20 protein-coding genes are annotated in these 22896 nt (G+C 28.5%); 12 read left to right on the top strand and 8 right to left on the bottom strand.

The window, feature by feature from the left end; translation table 11 throughout:
* Nucleotide 1: 1 nt before the first annotated feature.
* Together AQ1685_RS09450 and pheT are read right to left on the bottom strand one after the other, a co-directional pair.
* Nucleotides 2-1135, bottom strand: coding sequence for a tetratricopeptide repeat protein (locus AQ1685_RS09450; protein WP_157730170.1), 1134 nt, complete (start codon nt 1133-1135; stop codon nt 2-4).
* 44 nt (nt 1136-1179) lie between these two features.
* On the bottom strand, nt 1180-3606 hold the full coding sequence (pheT, locus tag AQ1685_RS09445; RefSeq protein ID WP_095071583.1) for a phenylalanine--tRNA ligase subunit beta: 2427 nt from the start codon (nt 3604-3606) through the stop codon (nt 1180-1182).
* Between the two features lie 171 nt (nt 3607-3777).
* Between pheT and AQ1685_RS20500 the strand changes: the two genes are divergently transcribed.
* On the top strand, nt 3778-6360 hold the full coding sequence (locus AQ1685_RS20500; RefSeq protein WP_231970346.1) for an endonuclease: 2583 nt from the start codon (nt 3778-3780) through the stop codon (nt 6358-6360).
* Nucleotides 6361-6437: 77 nt separating this feature from the next.
* On the opposite strand, the gene AQ1685_RS09430 is transcribed toward AQ1685_RS20500, so the two are convergent.
* The 5 genes from AQ1685_RS09430 to AQ1685_RS09410 are packed head-to-tail and all read right to left on the bottom strand — an operon-like array spanning nt 6438 to nt 11492.
* The gene (locus tag AQ1685_RS09430) at nt 6438-7391 is read right to left on the bottom strand and encodes an AAA family ATPase (protein ID WP_095071582.1); all 954 of its coding nucleotides are present in this window, start codon (nt 7389-7391) and stop codon (nt 6438-6440) included.
* The gene (locus tag AQ1685_RS09425) at nt 7391-8770 is read right to left on the bottom strand and encodes a peptidylprolyl isomerase (protein WP_231970299.1); all 1380 of its coding nucleotides are present in this window, start codon (nt 8768-8770) and stop codon (nt 7391-7393) included. Before AQ1685_RS09425 ends, AQ1685_RS09430 begins: the two co-directional genes overlap by 1 nt.
* Nucleotides 8733-9605 carry a hypothetical protein gene (locus tag AQ1685_RS09420; protein WP_095071579.1) on the bottom strand — a complete coding sequence of 291 codons (873 nt, stop codon included), beginning with the start codon at nt 9603-9605 and terminating at the stop codon, nt 8733-8735. Before AQ1685_RS09420 ends, AQ1685_RS09425 begins: the two co-directional genes overlap by 38 nt.
* A complete protein-coding gene (locus AQ1685_RS09415) occupies nt 9605-11203 on the bottom strand; it encodes a peptidylprolyl isomerase (protein ID WP_095071577.1) in 1599 nt (532 codons plus the stop codon). Before AQ1685_RS09415 ends, AQ1685_RS09420 begins: the two co-directional genes overlap by 1 nt.
* 7 nt (nt 11204-11210) lie before the next feature.
* On the bottom strand, nt 11211-11492 hold the full coding sequence (locus tag AQ1685_RS09410; protein ID WP_095071575.1) for a DUF493 family protein: 282 nt from the start codon (nt 11490-11492) through the stop codon (nt 11211-11213).
* 115 nt (nt 11493-11607) lie between these two features.
* On the opposite strand from AQ1685_RS09410, the gene AQ1685_RS09405 reads away from it, so the two are divergent.
* From AQ1685_RS09405 to AQ1685_RS09385, 5 genes are all read left to right on the top strand, one after another.
* Nucleotides 11608-12138, top strand: a complete 531-nt coding sequence (locus tag AQ1685_RS09405; RefSeq protein ID WP_095071573.1) for an AAA family ATPase — start codon at nt 11608-11610, stop codon at nt 12136-12138.
* A gap of 4 nt (nt 12139-12142) precedes the next feature.
* On the top strand, nt 12143-14026 hold the full coding sequence (locus AQ1685_RS09400) for a RecQ family ATP-dependent DNA helicase (protein WP_231970294.1): 1884 nt from the start codon (nt 12143-12145) through the stop codon (nt 14024-14026).
* Nucleotides 14027-14971 (top strand): methionyl-tRNA formyltransferase, encoded by a 945-nt coding sequence (gene fmt, locus AQ1685_RS09395; RefSeq protein ID WP_173862352.1) that lies wholly within the window; start codon nt 14027-14029, stop codon nt 14969-14971. It begins immediately after the preceding gene.
* Nucleotides 14972-15156: 185 nt separating this feature from the next.
* Nucleotides 15157-15429 carry an HU family DNA-binding protein gene (locus AQ1685_RS09390; protein WP_095071568.1) on the top strand — a complete coding sequence of 91 codons (273 nt, stop codon included), beginning with the start codon at nt 15157-15159 and terminating at the stop codon, nt 15427-15429.
* Between the two features lie 111 nt (nt 15430-15540).
* Complete coding sequence (locus AQ1685_RS09385; RefSeq protein ID WP_095071565.1) at nt 15541-16308, top strand: pentapeptide repeat-containing protein; 768 nt, start codon at nt 15541-15543, stop codon at nt 16306-16308.
* A gap of 30 nt (nt 16309-16338) precedes the next feature.
* On the opposite strand, the gene AQ1685_RS09380 is transcribed toward AQ1685_RS09385, so the two are convergent.
* Nucleotides 16339-17505 (bottom strand): THUMP domain-containing class I SAM-dependent RNA methyltransferase, encoded by a 1167-nt coding sequence (locus AQ1685_RS09380; RefSeq protein ID WP_095071563.1) that lies wholly within the window; start codon nt 17503-17505, stop codon nt 16339-16341.
* A gap of 106 nt (nt 17506-17611) precedes the next feature.
* Here AQ1685_RS09380 and AQ1685_RS09375 point away from each other — a divergent pair, with 106 nt between their 5' ends.
* The 6 genes from AQ1685_RS09375 (at nt 17612) to AQ1685_RS09350 (ending at nt 22848) form a co-directional block, all read left to right on the top strand.
* A complete protein-coding gene (locus tag AQ1685_RS09375) occupies nt 17612-18337 on the top strand; it encodes a class I SAM-dependent methyltransferase (RefSeq protein WP_095071561.1) in 726 nt (241 codons plus the stop codon).
* Entirely contained in the window at nt 18334-19023 is a 690-nt protein-coding gene (locus AQ1685_RS09370; protein WP_095071559.1) for a ZIP family metal transporter, read from the top strand. The genes AQ1685_RS09375 and AQ1685_RS09370 overlap by 4 nt, the downstream gene beginning before the upstream one ends.
* Before the next feature lie 35 nt (nt 19024-19058).
* On the top strand, nt 19059-19217 hold the full coding sequence (locus AQ1685_RS09365; RefSeq protein ID WP_157730169.1) for a hypothetical protein: 159 nt from the start codon (nt 19059-19061) through the stop codon (nt 19215-19217).
* A gap of 104 nt (nt 19218-19321) precedes the next feature.
* Complete coding sequence (locus AQ1685_RS09360; RefSeq protein WP_095071557.1) at nt 19322-20392, top strand: papain-like cysteine protease family protein; 1071 nt, start codon at nt 19322-19324, stop codon at nt 20390-20392.
* A gap of 17 nt (nt 20393-20409) precedes the next feature.
* Nucleotides 20410-20997 carry a hypothetical protein gene (locus AQ1685_RS09355; protein WP_095071555.1) on the top strand — a complete coding sequence of 196 codons (588 nt, stop codon included), beginning with the start codon at nt 20410-20412 and terminating at the stop codon, nt 20995-20997.
* Nucleotides 20998-21000: 3 nt separating this feature from the next.
* Nucleotides 21001-22848, top strand: coding sequence for a sensor histidine kinase (locus tag AQ1685_RS09350; protein WP_095071553.1), 1848 nt, complete (start codon nt 21001-21003; stop codon nt 22846-22848).
* Nucleotides 22849-22896 lie beyond the last annotated feature (48 nt).

The raw sequence follows: 22896 nt of genomic DNA, 5'->3' as shown, positions 1-22896 counted from the left end.
ATTATTGATTTGACCAGTTTTTATATTCTTTGCTTTTTGTAAAATCTGTAAAATTTTCTTTAACTAGCTTTTTTAAACTTTCTTTTTCTATTTCAAAACGTTCTACAAATAAATCTAAGATAGTTATGGCTTTTTCGTTTTTACTATTTTCAATATAAACTGTTAGTAAACTATCTATACCATCAAAAAAGTTAGGATAATTAACTATTAACCTTTCAAATTTCTCTATCGCTTTATTGTAATCTTTTTTTAGGTAATATGCATTTCCCCTAAAATAATCCAAGAAATCATCGTTACCAATTGCTTTATCTAACTTATCTAATACTTCTAATGCTTTATCATACTCTTGTTTTAAAATAAAACCATCCATCGAAATTAAATATAAGCTAGGATCATTAGGATATTCTTTTTCATAATCTCGTATATAATTCATATACGTTTTATTATCTAGATTTTTAGCAGCCATCAAAACATATATCATAAAAATTTTTCTCTTTTTAGATGTCTCACTTAAAGATTCATATGTTTTAATAGTTTCTTTATATTTATTTTGATCTTTGTAGACTTTCATTTTTGCTAATTTTTCTAAATCTGAAATATTAGATTTATTTAAAATTCTACTCAAAAGATTTCTGTTCTTCATACCTCCTTCGTAAATAGATTTTACTGTTTCAGAAAGATATTCTCCAGATATGTATACGTAGGTATCAGAAATTTTAGGTTGATCTTTTACATATTCAATAAGATGTTTATGGTAATTAAGACCACTTTCTCCAAATAATCTAAATAATAAATAGTAATTATCATTTTCTTTAAAAGCTCTTAAATATGTGTACTCTGAACCTAAATTTATTTGACTAGAAAGTTCTTTTCCAAAACTAAATGATTCTGAAAATCCTTTAAAAAAACCAGAGTTAAACTTTTTGATATCATTATCATCAGTTTTAATAAAAAATCGATTTGCTAATAATTTTTCATCAAAAACCGTATCAAAAAACTCATAATTATTATTGAATAAAGTGCTATCGATTGCCTGACCTAGTATATTTAATTCGGCTAATTTTTCAGGATCAGCATTCTGGGAAAAAGCTTGAAGTATAATCAAACTAAAAATTAGCATAAAAAATCTTTTCATAACGGGTAATATTTAAAAAAAGCTCCCAATGGGAGCTTGTGTATTTATCTTAATTCTGCACCAACATTCTTTTCGAATGTTTGCTGTAATTTTTGCATTATTTTATCGATCTGCTTATCATTTAACGTTTTATTTTCATCTTGTAAAATAAAACTAACAGCATACGATTTTTTTCCTTCAGGTAAGTTCTCACCTTCGTAAACATCAAATAAATCTACTTCTTTTAAAAGCTTTCTTTCTGATTGAAAAGCCAAGTTGTAAATTTCTTTAAATTCAACTTTACTATCTAATAATAAAGCTAAATCTCTTTTTACTGCAGGGAATTTAGGTAAATCGGTAACTTTTATTTTCTTCTTACCTACTAGTCCTAAAATAACGTCCCATTTAAAATCTGCAAAAAGAACTTCTTGTTTAATAGAGAACTCTTTTAATATAGAACGCTTCACAACTCCGAACTCTACTAATTTTGTTTTACCTAAACTTAATGTTAATCCTTCAGAGAATACTGATGATTTTACTGGTGAATTCTTTAAGTTTGATAAACCTAATCGATCAAAAATACTAGTAATTACTCCTTTTAAATAGAAGAAACTAGATATTTCTGAAGCTATTTTCCAATTATCTTTTAATTTATTTCCAGTAACAAATAATGTTAAGTGTTTATCTTCTTGGTAGCCTGATTCATATTTATGATAGGTTTTTCCTAATTCAAAGAATTTTAACGCATTATTCTTACGGTTAATATTATAAGAAATACTTTCTAACCCACTAAATAATAATGATTGACGTAATACTTTTAAGTCATTACTTAATGGATTTAACATTTCTACATTAAAGTTCTCATTTAAATCTTCAGATAAGATAATATAATCAGCCTTAGTTAATGAATTCGCCATAGTTTCATTGAAACCTAAAGCTACCAAATGATCAGAAACTATATTTTCAACTTTAACTTGAGTATCGTTATCAAAAGATATCGAAGTATTTAATTTATGAGAAAACTCAATATTATTATATCCGTAAACTCTTAAAATTTCTTCAATAATATCTGCTTCTCTTTGAACATCAACTCTATAAGAAGGAATAACTAAACCTAAACCAGCTTCTGTAATACTATTAATTTTGATTTCTAGTGAAGCTAGGATATTTTTAATTGTCTCTTTTGGAATATCTTGACCTATTAATTTGTAAACATTTTCATACGATAAGAATACTTCAAAATCATTGACTTTCTCAGGATAGAAATCCATAATATCTGAAGACATTTTTCCTCCTGCATACTCTTCAATTAATAAAGCAGCTCTTTTAATCGCATATTTCGTTTGATTAATATCAATTCCTCTTTCAAATCTAAAAGAAGCATCTGTATTTAATCCGTGTCTTTTAGCTGTTTTACGAACAGAAACAGGATTAAAATATGCACTTTCTAAGAAAACAGTAGTTGTATTTTCTGTAACTCCAGATTTTAAACCTCCGAAAACACCAGCGATACATAAAGGATTCGACTCTGCATCACATATCATAATATCTTCAGCTGACAATTCTCTTTCAACTTCATCTAAAGTGGTGAATTTAGTACCTTCTTCTAAAGTCTTTACAACAACTTTATTTCCTTTAATTTTTGAAGCGTCAAAAGCATGTAAAGGCTGACCTAATTCATGTAAAACATAATTTGTGATGTCTACAATATTATTTTTAGGAGCAATTCCTATTGCTTTCAATCTATTTTTTATCCATTCTGGAGAATCTTTTACTTCTACATCAGTAATCGTGATTCCACAATATCTTGGCGTTAATTCTTTGTTTTCAACTTCAACATCAATCTTTAATCTTCTTTCATCAACATGAAAATCAGAAACTGAAGGTGAAATTAATTCTAATTTCACGTCGTTTTGTAACAAACCAGCTCTTAAATCTCTTGCCACTCCATAATGGCTCATTGCATCAGCTCTGTTAGGAGTTAATCCAATTTCAAAAACATGATCAGTTTCTATTTTAAATACATCAGCACAAGGAGTTCCTGGAACTAAAGATTCATCTAGAATCATAATTCCATCATGACTAGATCCTAAACCTAATTCATCTTCGGCACAGATCATACCATGACTCTCTTCACCTCTGATTTTTCCTTTTTTAATTTTAAAGCCTTCTCCTTTTTCGTCGTATAACATTGTTCCAATAGTAGCTACAGGAACTTTTTGTCCAGCATCTACATTTGGTGCTCCACAAACTATTTGTACTGGTTCACCTTCTCCTAAATTAACAGTAGTAACTTTAAGTTTATCTGCATTTGGATGTTTTTTGCAGGTTAGAACTTCACCAACAACAACACCTTTTAAACTTCCTTTAATACTTTCTTTAAGTTCAATTCCCTCAACTTCCAGTCCTAAATCCGTCAATAATTCCCCTATCTTTTCTGGATTCCAGTCAAATTGTAAAAATTGTTGTAGCCAGTTATATGATATTTTCATTTTTTAGTCTAGTATTTAGCCTGCAAATTTACATTTTTTCTGAAGATTATCTTGGAATAAAACACCATTTTCAAAAGTGTTAATAACTTCTTAAAAATTAACACTTTATTAATGTTTTGTTAACATAACGATATGTTATTTGTAATCGATTAAACCCAACACAACTACATAATGAAAAAACATTTGGCTGTTTTAATGCTGATGACTTCTCTGTCAGTATTAGGACAAGTACCATCGTACTACAACGATGTAAACTTAAATCTAACAGGTTCTAACCTTAAAGATGAACTTGCTACTAAAGTTATCAGTACTCATAATAATTTTTTAAGTTATACACCTGGCGTTTGGAACGCTTTGAAACAAACTGATTTAGACCCAACAGATCCAACTAAAGTAATTTTAATTTATGGTTGGAATGATACTGACTCCAATATTACTAATGATAGAACTCGTGGTAGAGATGAAAATGGTGGAGGAAGTGGCGTTTGGAATAGAGAACATGTATATTCTAGATCGCTTGCAAATCCAAATCTAGGAACTTCTGGCCCTGGTGCAGATGCTCATAATTTAAGACCCTGTGATGCACAAAGAAATTCTTCAAGAAGTAATCGAAAATTTGCTGCAGGATCTGGTACACCTTCATATATAACTCCACAAGGAAACTGGTATCCTGGAGATGAATGGAAAGGAGATGTAGCTCGAATGATGATGTATATGTACATTCGCTACGGAAATCAATCACTGCCAATAAACGTAGGCGTTGGAAGCATTACAGCTACTGATCCAAATATGATTAGTTTGTTTTTACAATGGAACGCAGAAGATCCTGTATCTGATTTAGAAAAACAACGAAATCCTATTTTAGAGCAAGAACAAGGAAATAGAAATCCTTTTATCGATAACCCTGCTTTTGCTACTCAAATTTGGGGAGGACCACAAGCAGAAGATTTATTTGGTAATTCTGGAGGAAGCGACACACAAGCTCCTACAAATCCTTCCGGGTTAATTGCATCTAACACAACACAAACTACTACTGACTTAGCTTGGACAGCTTCTTCTGATAATATTGCAGTTACAGGATATAACATTTTTAGTGGATCTACTCAAATAGGAACAACAACTTCGACTTCATTTAATGTTACTGGATTAACTCCAGGAACAGCTTATACTTTTTCTGTAAGAGCTTTTGATGCTGCAGGTAATATTTCTGCTAACAGTAATGGAGTAAATGTTACAACTACTCCTAATGGTTCTGGAGGATCTGGAACTACTACAGAATTGATAATTTCTGAATACGTAGAAGGTTCTTCTTTTAATAAAGCTATAGAGATTGCGAACTTTACTGGAAGTACTGTAAACTTGTCTGGATATTCTTTAAGAAAAACTACAAATGGTAATAATTCTTGGGGTAGTACTTTAAATTTATCTGGACAATTAGCTAATGGCGAAGTTTATGTTGTTGCACATGTAAATGCTTCTACTGCTATTAAAAATGAAGCTGATCGAACTATTAGTGCTGGAGCAATGAACTTTAATGGTAATGATGCTATAGCTTTATTTAAAAATAATTCTTTAATTGATCTTGTTGGTACACCTGCTAGTAGTGCTAATTTTGGTAAAGATGTTACTTTACAGCGTAAATCATCTGTAATTTCACCTAATACATCATATACAACTTCTGAATGGAATTCTTTAAGCTCAAATACTATTTCTGATCTTGGAACTCATACAATAGATGGTGGATCTTTACCTGATACACAAGCTCCAACAATACCAACTGGTCTTACAGCTTCTAATATTTCAGAAACTTCGTTAAACTTATCTTGGAATGCATCTACAGATAATGAAGCCGTAACGGGTTATGAAATTTATCGAGGTACTACGAAGATCACTACAGTTACAGCATTAAGTTATAATGTGACAAATTTAAATCCTGATACAGCCTATGGATTTTCTATTAGAGCTTTAGATGCTGCTGGAAACATTTCTTCTGCTAGCAATATAGTTAATGTTACAACTTTACCTACAACACCAGTATTTACGTATTGTAACTCAAAAGGAAGTAATGTAAACTATGAATATATTGACAATATAGCTATTGGAGGTATTGTAAACTCAACAGCTGCAAATGCAGGATATGGTGATTTTACGAACTTAGTAGGGAATTTAAGTTATGGTAGCAATACCATTGTAGTAAGTGCTGGTTTTGTTAGTTCTTCTTACACTGAATATTGGAGTGTTTGGATTGATTTAAATCAAAATGGTACGTTTGAATCAAATGAACAATTAGTGAGTGGTTCTTCTTCAAGTTCTGGAAACTTATCATACACATTCACTATACCTACTTCAGCTAAATCTGGAAATACAAGAATGCGTGTATCTATGAAATGGAATGAAGTTCCTACTGCTTGTGAAACATTTGGATATGGTGAAGTAGAAGATTATACGGTTAATATTGGTACTTCAGCTAGAACGGCTGAAATATTGACTAATTTAGAAATTGATGGTGAATTAGGTAATGAAAAACCAGTTTTTGATGCTAAAGTTTATCCTAATCCTGCTATTGACTTCTTAAAAATCACATTAAGAGATCAAAGAAACGCTACTTTCAGAATAATTAATACTATTGGACAAACTGTTCTAAATGGTACAATAGATGAAAATATTGATGTTAGTAACTTATCGAAAGGGTTACATATATTAGAAGTAAATGACGGACAAAGATTACTTACAAAAAAGTTTATTAAGAAGTAAATCGTTTATACAAATATTACCAAATAAAAAAACTCGGATGATTTCATCCGAGTTTTTTTATTTATGTTATTTTTGTTTTAAAACAAAGAAGTAATTATTTCATTTATGGTAATTCCTTCAGCTTCTGCCTTGTAATTTTTAACAACTCTGTGTGATAAAATTGGAACAGCAACAGCTTGAACATCTTCTATATCTGGAGAATATTTACCATGAACTGCGGCATTTGCTTTAGCAGCTAAAATTAAATTTTGCGAAGCACGAGGTCCTGCACCCCAATCGATATACTTTTTAACTAAGTCAGTAGCTTTATCTGATTTAGGTCTGGTTTTACCAACTAAACCTACTGCATATTCTACAACATTATCTGCTACAGGTATTTTACGAATCAATTTTTGTATTTCTACAATCTCTTTTGCATTAAATAGCGAATTAACCTTTTGTTCGTTAGAAGTTGTGGTGTTTTTTACTACTTCTACTTCTTCTTCAAATGATGGATAATCAAGATTTATAGAGAACATAAAACGATCTAATTGTGCTTCTGGTAATGGATATGTTCCTTCTTGCTCAATTGGATTTTGAGTTGCTAATACAAAGAAAGGTAAATCTAATTTATAATGATGACCAGCAATAGTTACAGAACGCTCTTGCATTGCTTCTAGTAAAGCCGCCTGAGTTTTTGGAGGTGTTCTATTAATCTCATCTGCTAAGATAATATTCGAAAATATTGGTCCTTTAATGAATTTAAACTTTCTAGTTTCATCTAAAATTTCACTTCCTAAAATATCTGATGGCATTAAATCTGGAGTAAATTGTATCCTATTAAAATTTAAGCCTAAAGCATCAGAAATTGTATTTACTAGTAAAGTTTTAGCTAAACCCGGAACTCCTATTAACAAAGAGTGTCCTCCACAAAAAATAGAAAGTAGAGAAAAGTTAACAGCCTCTTTCTGACCTATAATTACTTTTCCTATTTCTTTTTGTAACTTTTCATATTTAGTTACCAAATTATTAACTGCTGCAACGTCTGACATTATTGATTATCTTTTTTCCAATTAGATTTAAATGAACATTTTTTATGATCACTTCCAATCTTCACGTAAGTTTCTGATATTTTATCTTTTGTCCACTTAGCAATTGTTTCTTCTTTTTTCTTTAACAGCGCTAATTTTTGAATTTTCACATAATCATTAACCAGTTCTGCAGTATGCGTATTGGTTCTGTTTCTCATGTAAAGTAATTTGTACATTTTCTCTCCTCCTCTAGTTTCATCATAAAATACTTCAGAAAAACCTCCTTTTTGTAATTCATTAATTCTACCATAAAGAGCAGGATCCATTCTAGTTAAATCAAAAGTTGATTCACCAGTGTAAGGATTCAAAATTAACCCACCACTATTTTTAGTATCAGCATCTTGTGAAAATTCGTTTACTGCCTTTTCAAATGTAATATCACCAGCTATAATATCTTTTCTAATTTTTTCTAGTTTCTCTTTAGCATCTGATAACTTTTGATCAGATATTTCAGGAGCCATTACAATATGCGAAACCTCTCTACCTTTACCTTTGATTTTGTGTAGTAAAATAATATGATATCCAAAGATTGTCTTGAAAGGTTCAGAAATTTGTCCCTCATCTAATGAAAAAGCTACCTCTTTAAACTCTTTAATGAATTGAGTATCTTTATTTATGGTACCTAAATTACCTCCATTTCTAGCTACAGAAGGATCATTAGAATTTACAATAGCTTTTAATTTAAAACTAGCATCGTTTTCTTCAACGTCTTTCTTAATTTCATTTAATTTAGCTATAATTCTTTTATTTTCTTCTTCCGTCGGTTCTGCTTTTAAAACAATTTGAGCAAGCTCAACTTCCGCAGGAAACTCAGGTAATTCATTTTTTTCTTTTAAACCATTGAAATATAATCGAACTTCTTCTGGAGTTAAATCAATATCTCCTGTTATTTTTTCTTGCTCTTTTTCTATAAGCAATTCTTCTTTTTGAACACGTTCTAGTTCTTTTTTTAAATCTTCAATATCATTAAAACCATAAGCTTCAACAGCTTTTTGTTGATCTCCATATTCTCTAGTAAAAAAAGCTATAGTTCTAGTAACTCTATCATCAACTTCTGCTTTAGAAACCGTTACACTATCAACTACTGCATGATGAGCTAATAACTTACGTTCCATTAACTGTTCTAACATTTCACAATCAGAAACTTTGATTTTTCCTTCACTTTGAGTTTCAAGTTCTTTTTTGAACTTTTCAATATCTGAATCTAAAACAACATTTTTACCTACAACTACCGCTACTCCATCTATTTTATTCTTTTGGGCACTTGAAAAAATTGGCCCTAATCCTAAGATTAAAAAAATACTAATACTCTTTAAATTCATTGTTTTTAATTGCATCATTAATCAACGTTTTTTCTATCTCTCTTACTAATTCTATCTTACGCTTGTGTAAAATAAGTTGTTTTATGTTACTTCTAATGTAGCTTATAGGAGCAATTTCATTTCTCTTTAGTACATTATTCACAGCGACCAAATATACTCCTAAACTATCTTCTTTTTGAATGAATTTTGATTTTTTTAACAGTTTTTCCTTAGATATGTATCTAAAAGGAGGGATTTTTAACAAAACATCATCATAGCTTACCCAAGAAGAGTCTCTTAACATATAATCTTTAAAGTTTATAGTTAGATTTTCTAAACCTTCTAGATCTTCTATTGAGTTAGATTTAAACTTTTTTATAGCTTCTTTCTTATCTAAAAAATCTTTTCCAAAATAGATATATTTTAGTTGTAAAAGTTCTTCATTTAATCTGAAGTTGTCTTTATTGTTTGTATAGTATTTTTGAATAGATTGTTCTGAAATTACTGTGTCTAATTGTTGGTTAATTAATGATTCCTTATATCCATTGATATATAAACTTTCCTCATAATTTTTAACCAACTCATTTATTTGCTTGTTGTTTACATCAGAAATACTTTCGGCTGCTTTCTTTAACATCAATTGTCGTTTCGCCCAACTATTTATAAAACTTTTTATTAAAACTAAACTATCATTTTTCGATGTACCTCTAGGGACGACATTAACAACATCAGACAAATACAAATTTGTATCACCTATAGAAGCAATAATAGGTTCATTAGTGGTTTCATTTTCACTTGATAAAAAATTATTTATTTCATCACAAGATAAAAACGTCACCAAAAATAATATGAAAACAACTTTCTTCAAATTCACTATTTATTGTAAAACTTTTTTACTCTTTTTAATACCTTTTTATTTATTTTAACTTTATTTGAAGATTTCAAATCATTAATCCACTGGTCCTCAAGATGCTTTTGAAAATCGTTGATTACCTCTCCTCTCACCTTCTCTAAATCTTCACTCTTATAATCTTTTTTATTTTTATTGAAAAAAGCTAACAGTTCTTCACTGTCATTCTGAGACTTGTTCCAAACTTTCATTTTCATTAAATCAAATAACAGTAAACCATCCTTATATTCTTGTAAAGTATACTTATATTCTGGATAAATGTGCTCTAAATTATTCTTGTAATAATTTAAAATTTCTTGGTCTTTAAATTTCTCCCACAATTCACCAGTTGTAATGTATCTTTTGTTTTGAGAAAAATCAAGAAACTCATTTAAAGTTATTTTTTTATCTTTTATAGTATACACTACAGTTAAAGAATCTTGTTTAGTTAGAGGCTCTTTGTGAGACATTTTATGTATTAAAGTTCCATTTTCTTGAGGTTGATAATCTTTTTTCAACTTCTTTATTAAACGCTGCGTAGATAAATTACCTCTGTTACTAGTTCTGATCTTTCTTTGTAAATCTTCTTTCATTTCCTCGAAAGTCTTAACTGGATACTTCTTTAACAACTTCACTATATGCCATCCAAAACGAGTTTTAAAAGGCTTACTTACATCGTTGATTTTTTGTAAGTCCATTACAGCATTTTCAAAAGGCAAAACCATTCTACCTGAACCAAATCTTGGTAACTTACCTCCATTTACTGCAGAACCTTTGTCTTCTGAATATTCTTTAGCTGCATCCCCAAAAGCTAAACCAGAAAGAATTTGTTTGTAAATAGAATCTATTTTAGATTTTCCTTTAGCTTCTGTATTTCGAATTAAAATATGCGCTGCTTCAACTTCTCCTCTAGATTTTCTTTTATCAGTTACTTTCAGAATATGATATCCAAATCTTGTCCCGAAAGGTTTAGAAATATCTCCTACTTTTGTTTTGTATGCGGCATCTTCAAATTGATAAACCATTCTAAAAGCTGAAAAATATCCTAAATCTCCTCCATTAATTTTTGCAGAAGGATCACTTGAAACCTCTTTTGCTACTTTTTCAAAAGCTTCACCATTTAAAATCCTAGTTCTTACTTCTTCTAATTTCTTCTTTAATGTTAAAGAGTCTTTCTTATCACTATTTTTTGGATATGCTAATAAAATGTGACTTGCTCTAACTTCTTCCAAAGTTCTATCGTAAGCTTCTTTTACCATTTTCTGCTTAAATTCATCATCATGAAGATAAGGTGTCATTAATTGATTCTTGTATGAATTTAATTCACTTTTGTAAGTCTTAGAAGTATCTAACTTTAATTGATACGCATCAATCAATTTCAATTTATAATTGATAAAAAGATTTAAATTTTTATCGATATCTTTTTCTTCTTCTTTAATTTGATCCAAATTCTTTTCATACACTCTTTTAAACTCAGAAACGTATATTGGGGTTTTGTTTATAGTTAATAAAACTTCATCTTTCTGTGAAAAAAGAGTAATTGAAATAAATAAGGAGATTGTAAAAATAAATTTGGTTTTCATAAGAGTTTTATAATGATATAATGCCTTCTATTGTTTCAGCTTGCTGATAATATGAGATTACTTCGTCGGGGTTAGATACATTTAAATGTATAGAAACACTTGTATATTTTCCTGATCTTGACTTCCTAGTACTAATAACAGCACCGCCTTTATCAAATAAATCTTGTACTTGTTTTATTTTACTTTCTTCACTAGGGACTATAAATTTATATAAATATTTTGTTGGAAAATTAGTAGTTTCTTTTAATTTTTCTTTCAAATTTGCATAAAATGCTTCTCTATCAGACATAGTTTAATATGTAAATTATTTTAAGCTCGTAATTTAATTACGTAATCATAATAAAATTGAACACAAAATTACACTATTTATTATATATAAGTAGCGAATCTACTATTTTTGCTGCATGCAACAAAAGATTGTTTTTATAGGCGGACCAGGAACTGGAAAGTCTTCTGTTTTAAGATACTTAAATAGAAGAGGTTATAAATGTATGCCTGAGGTTTCTAGAGAGGTAACTAGAAAAGCACAAGAAGAAGGTATTGAACAACTTTTTCTAACAGATCCCTTGTTATTTAGTTATAAATTATTGGAAGGTAGAGTTCAGCAATACTTAGACGCTGAAAAATCTAATAAAAAAACTGTTTTTTTTGATCGTGGTATCCCTAGTGTTCATGCTTACTTAGAATATTTCAATACAGAAATTCCAGAAGAATTTATTGAAAAAAGTAAACAATACAAATACACTAAAATTTTTCAGTTTTTACCTTGGAAAAAAATCTATAAATCAGATAACGAACGTTATGAAACCTTTGAACAAGCTGAAAAAATAAGTACTTTTTTAAATAAAGCTTATACAGAGTTAGGATATGAAATTATTAATGTTCCTTTTGATAGTGTTAGAAATCGATGCTTCTTTATTTTAGATAACTTATAAGGTATTGAATACACCTACAGAAATATTAAAAAAATATTGGGGATTTGATTCTTTTAGACCACAACAACTAGAAATAATTGAAGCCGTTTTAAATAACAAAGATACTACTGCACTGCTGCCAACAGGAGGTGGGAAATCTATTTGTTATCAAATTCCTGCGCTTATTAAGGAAGGTGTCTGTATTGTTATTTCTCCACTTATTGCGCTTATTCAAGATCAGATAAATAGTCTAGATAAAAGAGGAATAAAGGCTTTTTACATTCCTTCTGGAAGTCATCAAGATGAAATTGTACGTATTTTTGACAACCTCAAATTTGGGAATTACAAATTTTTGTATCTATCACCAGAACGTATTCAATCAAAATTTATCCAAGAAAAAATAAAACAATTATCCGTTTCTTTTTTTGCTGTAGATGAAGCACACTGTATTTCAGAATGGGGACATGATTTTAGACCGTCGTATACACAATTATCAATATTAAAAGAGTTAAAAGAAAATACTCCTGTAATAGCTTTAACCGCCACTGCTACAAATAAAGTATTGGAAGATATTTACAGTACTTTAAGCTTAAATGAACCCTTAACGTTTAAAAAATCTTTTTACAAACCTAATTTAGGTTATCGCATCTTAAAAAGTGAGGATAAATTATATAGACTGAAAGAAATTTTTACAAAAATAAAAGCACCTGCTATTGTTTATGTTTCCTCACGAAAAAAAACAATAGAGCTTTCTAACTTTTTAAATAGTAAGGGTTTCAAAGCCACATCATATCACGGAGGATTATCACTGTCAGAAAAAGAAATCGCTTACAAAAATTGGATGAACAATACATGCCGTATTATTGTTGCTACCAATGCTTTTGGTATGGGAATCGATAGAGCTGATGTAAAAATTGTAGTTCATTATGATATTCCTAATTCCATTGAAAATTATGTTCAGGAAGCAGGAAGAGCCGGACGTAATAATGAAAGTTGTTATGCTATTATGCTTACTAACGAAAGCGATATTAAATTAACTCTAAACTTATTTAAAGATTCACAACCTTCACTTGAAGAAATAAAACATGTTCACACAAAATTGCATCAATATTTTAAAATAGCAAATGGTGAATTCATTGATACAGGTTTCGATTTCAATATATTAGATTTTTGTAATATTTATAATTTACCAGTAAGAAAAGTATATAACATACTTCAAATACTAAATAATTTTGGAATTATTGAATTAAATCATTTTAATCAGAAAAAATCAACCTTACAGTTTTTAATTCCATATGGTCAATTAAGTAAATATAAATTAGCTAACCCCAAAAAAAACAAGTTCATTGATACCTTATTAAGAATGTATGGTGGATTGTTCGAACAAGATGTTTCTATTAACGAATTTGCAATAGCTAAAATTTTAGGAATCACATCTAAACATTTAATTCACTTACTGGATGAATTGCATAATGATCAAATAGTGAATTACAAAAAGTCGTCTAAAGACAGTATGCTATATTTTTTACATCCTAGGGAAGACAATAGAACAATAAATCGTTTTTCAAAAAAAATAAAAAATCTTTTAACGTATAAAGCCCAAAAACTTGGTAACATTATTCAATTTATTCAAAATGATGCAGTTTGTAGAAATATACAATTACTAAATTATTTTAATGAGCCAAATGCCAAAGAATGTGGAATATGCGATGTTTGCTTGAAAAAAGAAAAAATTATTGATGTTTCTAAAGAAATATTAGCCATAATAAAAGATAATAGAGAAATTTCATCTAGAGAGATCTGTGAAAAATTAAATTATAAAGAAAGAGACATCTTAATACATTTGAGAAAATTATTAGGAGAAGAAAAAATAAAAGTAACAAACTATAACACCTATTTACTAGCATAAATGAGAGATTTAAGAATTGTTTTTATGGGAACTCCAGATTTCGCAGTGACCATTTTAAAGAAACTTGTAGAAAATAATTACAATATCGTTGGTGTAATCACAGCACCAGACAAACCAGCAGGTAGAGGACGAAAACTAAATGAATCTGCTGTAAAAAAATATGCGGTTAATCAAGGATTAAAAGTTTTACAACCTAAAAATTTAAAAGCTGAATCTTTTACAGATGAATTAAAAGATTTAAAAGCAAATTTACAAATAGTAGTTGCTTTTAGAATGTTACCTACAGTGGTTTGGAAAATGCCTGAATATGGAACATTTAATTTACATGCTTCATTACTGCCTGAATATAGAGGTGCAGCTCCAATTAATTGGGCTATTATTAATGGAGAAACCAAAACAGGTGTAACTACTTTCTTCATTGATGATAAAATTGATACTGGAGAAATTATTTTACAAAAAGAAATAGATATTGCTCCTCATGAAATCGTTGGTGAACTTCACGATAAATTAATGGTTTTAGGTGCTGATTTAGTAGTGGAGACTGTCGATTTAATAGCTTCTGACAAGGTAAAGACAAAAAAGCAACCTGAGTTAGAAGAAAAATCTGCTCCAAAATTATTTCCTCACAATTGTAAAATAGATTGGTTTAAACCATTAGATGATATTTATAATCATATCCGTGGATTAAACCCTTACCCTGCCGCATGGACAACTATTCTGAATGGTGAAGATGAGATTTCTGCAAAAATTTATGGTGTTTCTAAGCAAAAAGAAAATCATAACATAGAAATAGGAACAATCCTAACGACTAAAAAAGAAATAAAAGTAGCTGCAAAAGATGGTTTCTTAATTATCGATGAAATTAAAATTTCTGGTAAGAAAAAACTAGATGCTGTTAGTTTATTAAACGGATTTACATTTGAAGAGAAAGCTAGAGCGCTGTAGCCCTTTATTTATAAGGGATTAACGCTTTTCATGCTCTTTTAAGTCGTGGTTATTAACAAATCAGGGGTTTTTATTAACAAATTCTTAGTTTTTTAGAGCTTCAACTTGCACAATACCCCATTAAATCTATATTTGTTAAGCGTTAAAGCAAAAAATTTATTAATTAATTTTAAAATCTACAAATTATGAACAAGTCTGAGTTAATCGACGCAATGGCTGCTGATGCAGGAATTTCTAAAGCTGCTGCTAAAGCTGCATTAGATTCTTTAACTAACAATGTAACTAGCGCTTTAAAGAAAGGTGACAAAGTAGCTTTAGTTGGTTGGGGAACTTGGTCAGTTTCTCAAAGAGCTGCAAGAAGCGGAAGAAATCCTCAAACTGGAAAAGAAATTCAAATCGCTGCTAAGAATGTTGTAAAATTTAAAGCAGGTGCTGGTTTAAGTGATTCTGTAAACTAATAATCAAGCACTAAACAGTATACAAGGCGTCCAATTTTATATTGGACGTTTTTTTTGTAACATATTAAAAATGTTGTTGTCTTTAAAATAAATAAGTAAACTATTTAAATCATGAGAACAATTACAACGTTAGTTTTGCTTTTTGTAAGCTCTATCATCGTAGCACAGAAAACTATAAATGCTACAGAAATATTAAAGAAAATTAGTAAAGAGGAAAATATCACCATTAGTAATGCTACAGTGGTTGGAATTTTAGACTTAACTTTTATGGATAAAGCTTTACCGAATTTACCAAAAAGAAAAAAATGGTGGAGCAATGGAGGTTCAAACACAGTTCCTAAGCAAATTTTAAGTTCAATCTCTTTTGTAAATTGTGTTTTTGAAGACGATGTACTAGCATACATTCCACATGAGGATTCTGGATACACTTTTATTGCAAATTTTGAAGATGATGTAACATTTAGAGATTGTACTTTCGAAGGAAAAGCAATGTTTAAATATTCAGATTTTGAAGGTAATACAGATTTTAGTGGGACTAAATTCCTTGAAGATACTACTTTTAAATACGCTGAATTTGAAAAAGCAATATCTTTTAAAAATACCAACTTTGATGAACCAGCTACATTTAAACGTGCTAAGTTTAGAGAATTTGTGAGTTTCGCTAATTCTATTTTTCAAGAAGAAGCAACTTTTAAGTATACCGAATTCAAAGGTGGAGTTTCTTTTAACAATGTAAAATTTGAAGAAGATTTAAATATTAAGTATATGGAAGTTTCAGGAGATTTTGATGTAAAAAATATGATCGTAAATTATGATATCGATTCTAAATACACCAAAATAAATGGAAGAAGCTTTAATAGCTATTTATTTAAAAAATAAAGTAAACCATTTTACTACAAACAAAGAAGTTTAGCTTTCGCTAAACTTCTTTGTTTTTTTACTTCCTTCATAAAGTTCATACTTTACAAAACGGCAATCTAAATCACCATTCTTTATTGGTAATCTTTTTGAGGTTCTTAACCCTACAAACTTCAACGCATTGAAATCGGAAGTGATTAACCAAGCAGTAGAGTTTGAATAACCATGTTTTAAAGTATCTCCAATATTTTTATAAAACTCTTCAATATTTATATTTAAACGTTCTCCGTAAGGTGGATTAAATAATATTGTTGTTTTACCAAATACTTCTTTTTTTGAGTTAAAGAAATTGACATGATGAACTCCGATAAACTCTTCTAAATTTGCATTGATAATATTTTGCTTTGCTTTTTTAACAGCAGATGGAGCTTTATCAAAGCCCATTATTTTAAAATGTGCATTTCGAATCTTCTTCAGTAAAGAATCTTGAATCACAAAATACAAATCTTCATCATAATCCTTCCAATTCTCAAAAGCAAAATGTTTTCTATTGATATTAGCAGGAATATTATTTGCTATCATAGCTGCTTCAATCAATATAGTTCCAGAACCGCACATAGGATCTATAAAGTTTTCTTCTCCTTTGTATCCTGAAAGTAAAATTAAACCAGCTGCTAAAACTTCATTAATTGGTGCAATATTCGTAGCGCTTCTATACCCTCTTTTGTGTAGTGAATCTCCAGAACTATCTAAAGAAATTGTTAACCATTCCTTATGAATATGAATATGAATTTTTACATCTGGATATTTTAAATCTACATTTGGTCTTTTCTTATACTTATGCACAAAATAATCTGCGATAGCATCTTTGGACTTTAATGCAATGTAATGAGAATTCGAAGTAAAGTTTCTAGAATATACTACAGCATCTATAGCAAAAGTTCCATCCACGTCTAATAATCTCTCCCATTTAACACGTTGAATCGCCTCATATAAATCTTCTTCATCGAAAATTTTACTTCGCTTAATTGGCTTTAAAATTCTAATTGCTGTCCTTAATGCAATATTTGCTTTATATAAGAAACCTTTATCTCCTCTAAAATGTACACTTCTAATTGCTTCTTTTACTTCCCTTGCTCCTAGTTTTCTTAGCTCATCAGCCAAAACACCTTCTAATCCAGAAATGGTAGTAGCAACCATTTTAAAATCTTTATCCATCTATGCTATCTTAGTTTGCAAAAATACATTTTAATTATTGTGTTTTTAGATAATAATTCAGGAAAGAAAAATGTAAGTTTTCATTACTTTTGCGTCCATATTACTTATGAAGACAAAAGATTGGTTCAGTTCATGGTTTGACACACCATATTATCATACATTATATAAGCATAGAAATGATGAAGATGCGCAGTTATTCATGAAAAATATTACTGCATATTTACAACTTCCTAAATCTGCTCATATTGCTGATTTACCTTGTGGAAAAGGAAGACATTCTATTTTTTTAAACTCTTTAGGTTACAAAGTAACTGGTGGAGATTTGAGTAAAAACAGTATCGATTACGCTAAAAATTTCGAAAATGAAACCCTAAACTTTGAAGTTTGGGATATGCGTAAAACTCTGGAGAATAAATACGACGCTATTTTCAACTTATTTACGAGTTTTGGTTATTTTGATGATGACAATGAAGATCTTCAAGTATTAAAAGCCATGAAAAGTGGTTTAAAAGAAGATGCTGTTTTAGTGTTAGATTTTTTAAATGTTATTAAAACTGAACAACAACTTGTTAAACAAGAAGTAAAAACCATTGATAATATTGAGTTTCACATAAAACGTGAAATTAAAGATGGTTTTATTTTAAAGCACATTAATTTTGTTGCTGACAATGAAGAACATTCATACACAGAAAAAGTTAAATTCTTGAGTTTTGATAAAATGAAGAAATACTTTAATACTGTTGGATTAAAAATTATTGATACTTTTGGCGATTATAATTTGAATTCTTTTGAGGAGGAGCGTTCAAACAGATTAATTTTAGTAGCTAAATGAATTACCTAATTTTAATAGGTTCTGTTTTATTAGGAGGAGCTTTTGTTCTTTTTAAAAAACCCAACAAATTATACACGAGACTTTTACTAGCCTTTAGTGGCTCATATTTATTATCTGTAACTGTTTTACATTTACTTCCAGAAGTATATGCACATTCTCATGATCATACACAATTCCATAAAATTGGTATTATCATATTAATTGGTATTTTATTTCAGTCTATTTTAGAATCTTTTTCAAAAGGTGCTGAACATGGTCATGTACATTTACAATCTAATTCTAATACTTTTCCTTGGTTATTATTTGTTAGTTTATCTTTGCATGCTTTCTCAGAAGGTTTACCTATTCATAATGCTAACGATAACTTATTATGGGCCATTGTGGTTCATAAAATTCCAGTTGCTATAATCATTACCACATTTTTTTTACACTCGGAATTCTCTAAACCAAAGACTTTCATTTTTCTTTTTATTTTTAGTTTGATGAGCCCTATCGGATATTTTTTAGGAGAAAATGTGGATTGGTTGCAACAATACACCCAAGAGATTACAGCATTAATTATTGGAGTTTTTTTACATATTTCTACAATTATTTTATTTGAAAGTTCTGAGAATCATAAATTCAATCTTCAAAAGTTTATAGCTATTTCATTAGGTATTTTACTGACTATTTTTACATTACACTAAGTTTTTTTGATATTTTAGTTGTATAAAATTAAAATATGAAAAAAATACTACTACTAATTTTAACCATATCTTCTTTATTTTTTATCAGTTGTACTGATTCTTCAACAGAAATTATAGAAACCAATAATCAACAACTCCCCTTTGATCCAATGGCTCCTGAAACTAAAGACGGAAGTATTATTATTGGTGGCTAAATTCAATTTTACTTACTATTAAGTAGAAAAATATACCTATTTGTAGGTATAAAAATATTTATAGCAACAAAATATATTTGTAATGTTCTTAATATTTATATGTCATGGGAAAATTTTATTGTTTTAATAACTTAACGCACATTAAACAACCAACTAGATCTTCTTGGTGTTGGGCTTCTTCTTTAGAAAAAATGATAAAAGGCTTTAAATCTAACTCTACTATTGGTGTTGAAGATTACGAAATCGTAAGCCATTATAATTCTTATTTGAATGTAAATTCATCTAAATTAGATTGTAGAATAGAAAGTTCAGAATGTCACTGCGATAATTTAGAATTAAAAGACGATCATTTAGTTAAAATATTTAATGAAGCTGGTTTCAAAGCAGAAGAAATTGATAAAGCCATAATTAATAACTATGACAAAATTGTTGAGACTCTAAACACTAATCAATCACCAATAATTTTAAAAACTATAGATAATAATGCTCACATGGAATTAATAATAGGGTATGGAGAGTTAGATAACTTTAAATATTTACTCATAAGTGATCCTAACAATTTATCAGATACAAATTACATATGTATTAAAGAGTATATATCTACTACCAAAATAGATAAGGTTTGGACTACAAAAGTTAAAGGTTATGATAATAACTTAAATCAAAAAAATATAGAGAAAGATTTTCTACTTTATAAAAACATAAAATATCTTAATGAATTTATAACTAAAAATGAATTACAACTAGATAAGTTAGAATTAAATAATCTAAAAAATCCATGGAATTATTTAAAAATTAAAGATACATCGTTGATTAATAAAATTAATAATAAAGATGATGTTTTATCATTTTTATCACATCAACTTTATAAGGAAGAAAGAACAAGTCAATTTAATTGCCCAGATATAAATAGATGCCTGAGAAATATCAGTGTTATAGGAAAACCCAATATTGCTCACGACAGATATGGATGTAATTACCTCAAAAAAAATCAATGCATATTTCGTGAATATGGCACCATAGTTAAAACAAAAAAAGTTAATGGAAATCTATTGGTAAAACCTATATCTTATCCTGCTAATTACAAAATTTCAAATAATTGGGTTAACTACCATATTTTTAAGGAAAACTTAGAAAATAATAATCCAAAACTTAGCTCTTTTAAACTACAATAATCAAACAATTTATAAATATGGCACACGAAAACTTAAAGTTCAAATTAAATTTAAAGGATAAAACTAATTTTCAACCTATTTTAGGTTCTCAAGATTATGGAACTTTTTATATGGTTTATATTAAAATTAAAAAGTTTGAAGAATTTGATAACTCAGATAATTTCAGACAATATAACTATCATTGTGATTTTAAACTACAAAATTTTATAGGAGATATAACTATAGGATTCGGTAATTCTTCACCAAAAATTGAATTTTCAACTCAAAGCAATTCTGATGATCACATTGATGCTTACATTAATTTTAGCATTACTCCTTTTGACACAAATACTGAAATTAGTAAGGTAATTGAATTACATAAAAAATTAGAATCAGGAATGATTTTAGATTCTAATTACTCTAGAACTCCCCCAAATCAAAATATTTATGATCCTAAAAAACCAGAGAAATCAAAATATTTAAACCCTTATAGATTTATTCGTGACGGAGAAGATTATGTAGAAATTTCTGGAAGAAAATTTGGTACTGATGAACCATTTCCTATTCCTGACAGTATGGGTGAACCTGTAGGTTTTTGTGTACCCAAAAGAATTTTAATTGAATAACTATTGTATAAAAAAATACTAATCATATTAATAATTATTAGCTCGTGTTCATCAAAAAAAGAACATGGGCTAGATTATTTTTTTTATAATGTATACATAAACAATGTAGAGAAAGTCCAAAATAACATTAGAAACATTAACGATTTAGACTTAAAAAAACAACTAAAAATCTATTCAAATATAATTATACATGGGAAATTTGACACTCTGAAAGTTAACAAAAACTATTTTAAGCGTAATTCTCTCAACTTTAATTTTAATGAATTTAATAAGGGGTTATATTATTTTTATGCGGAAGGAGATGAACTAAAAGCTTATGCAAATTTAGAAAAGTCTTTAAATATAGCAGTAAAAAGAAAAGATAAAGTTTTAATCTGCGAAATTTCAAAAGCTATTCTGGATATCTATGATCAAATAGCCACTAGTGTTGAAGATAAAACTTATAGTTACTTCCTAAAGATATATAATGATAATATTCATAGCATAAGTGAAAAAAAAATAAATGCCTTGTATAACTATAGAATTTCATTACGATTAGATTTCAATAATAAAGATAAAATCATTCCTCTTAAAAAAAAAGCTAATGAAAGTTTAAGGTTAACCAAAGATAAAAGCACTTCTGTAAAGCTATTACAAACTAATGCTTCTTATAATTTCAAAATAATGAAAAACTATGATTTAGCTTTAAAACAAGTGGACTCTGCATTAATTTTTTTAGATAAAAAAAAATTAAAATACAAAGAAAAAGAAAAGAAAATCGCATGTCAATTATTAAAATTAGCCATTTTATATAAAAAAAATAATTTTAATGAAGCATTAGATTTCAGTGATAAAATAAAAATACAAGATACATCATATGTATTTAAATCTTTATATCTACCATTATATTATTGGAAATATAAAGCTTATACTAAAATTGGAAATGAATTAGATAGTCTTAGATTTAAAAGTCAGTTTTTTAGTGAAGAATTAAATTATGAGCGTTCAAAAAGTGCACAAAAAAGAACTTATCATCGTACAAAATTTAATTATGATAAAGAAAAATTACAAAAAGAACGAAACTTATACTTTTTTATTATTACTTTATTTTTATTAATCTTTGGGATAATTATAGCATACTTAAACCTTAAAAACTCAAAGAAAAAACGTTTATTAGCTGAGCAACAAAAAGAGTTAGAAAAACAAAAAAATCTTACACTACTCAAAGAACAAGAAATTAACACCATTAATGCAATGGTAACCGGACAAGAAAAGGAACGTGTTAGAATCGCTGAGGATTTACATGATAATATTGGTAGTGTTCTAGCTACTTTAAAACTTCATTTTGAAAATTTAAAACTCAATAGAGAGAAAAAACATTTTAACCAAGATGATTTATATGAAAAAACTGAGAAATTAATTGATGAAACTTATCTAAAAGTCAGAAGTATTGCTCACGCTAAAAATGCAGGAGTAATTGCTAATCAGGGATTATTAGTCGCTGTAAAAATTATGGCAGAAAAAATTTCTGCTGCAAATCAGTTAAAAATTGAAATTATAGATTTTGGTTTAGAGCAACGATTAGATACCAATACAGAACTCACTTTATTTAGAATTATACAAGAGTTAACCACCAATATTATTAAACATGCTGAAGCCAGCGAAGCAACAATAAGCATTTCTCAGTTTAAAGACACGTTAAACATTATTATTGAAGATAATGGAAAAGGATTTGATCCTAAAAAAATTAAAGCTAAAACAGGCATGGGATTACACTCTATTCAAAAAAGAATAGAACATTTAGAAGGAACTTTTCAGATAGACTCTTCTTCGAAAAGCGGGACTTCAATTATAATGAATATCCCTATTTAAATACCTAGCTGTAAGTAACTCAATACTATTTTGGTTTATTATATTTGA

The sequence above is a fragment of the Tenacibaculum jejuense genome, from assembly GCF_900198195.1.
GTDB classification, from domain to species: Bacteria; Bacteroidota; Bacteroidia; order Flavobacteriales; family Flavobacteriaceae; genus Polaribacter; species Polaribacter jejuensis.
Note: the sequence above shows the minus strand (reverse complement) of the source record. Positions and strands in the feature narration are given on the sequence as shown.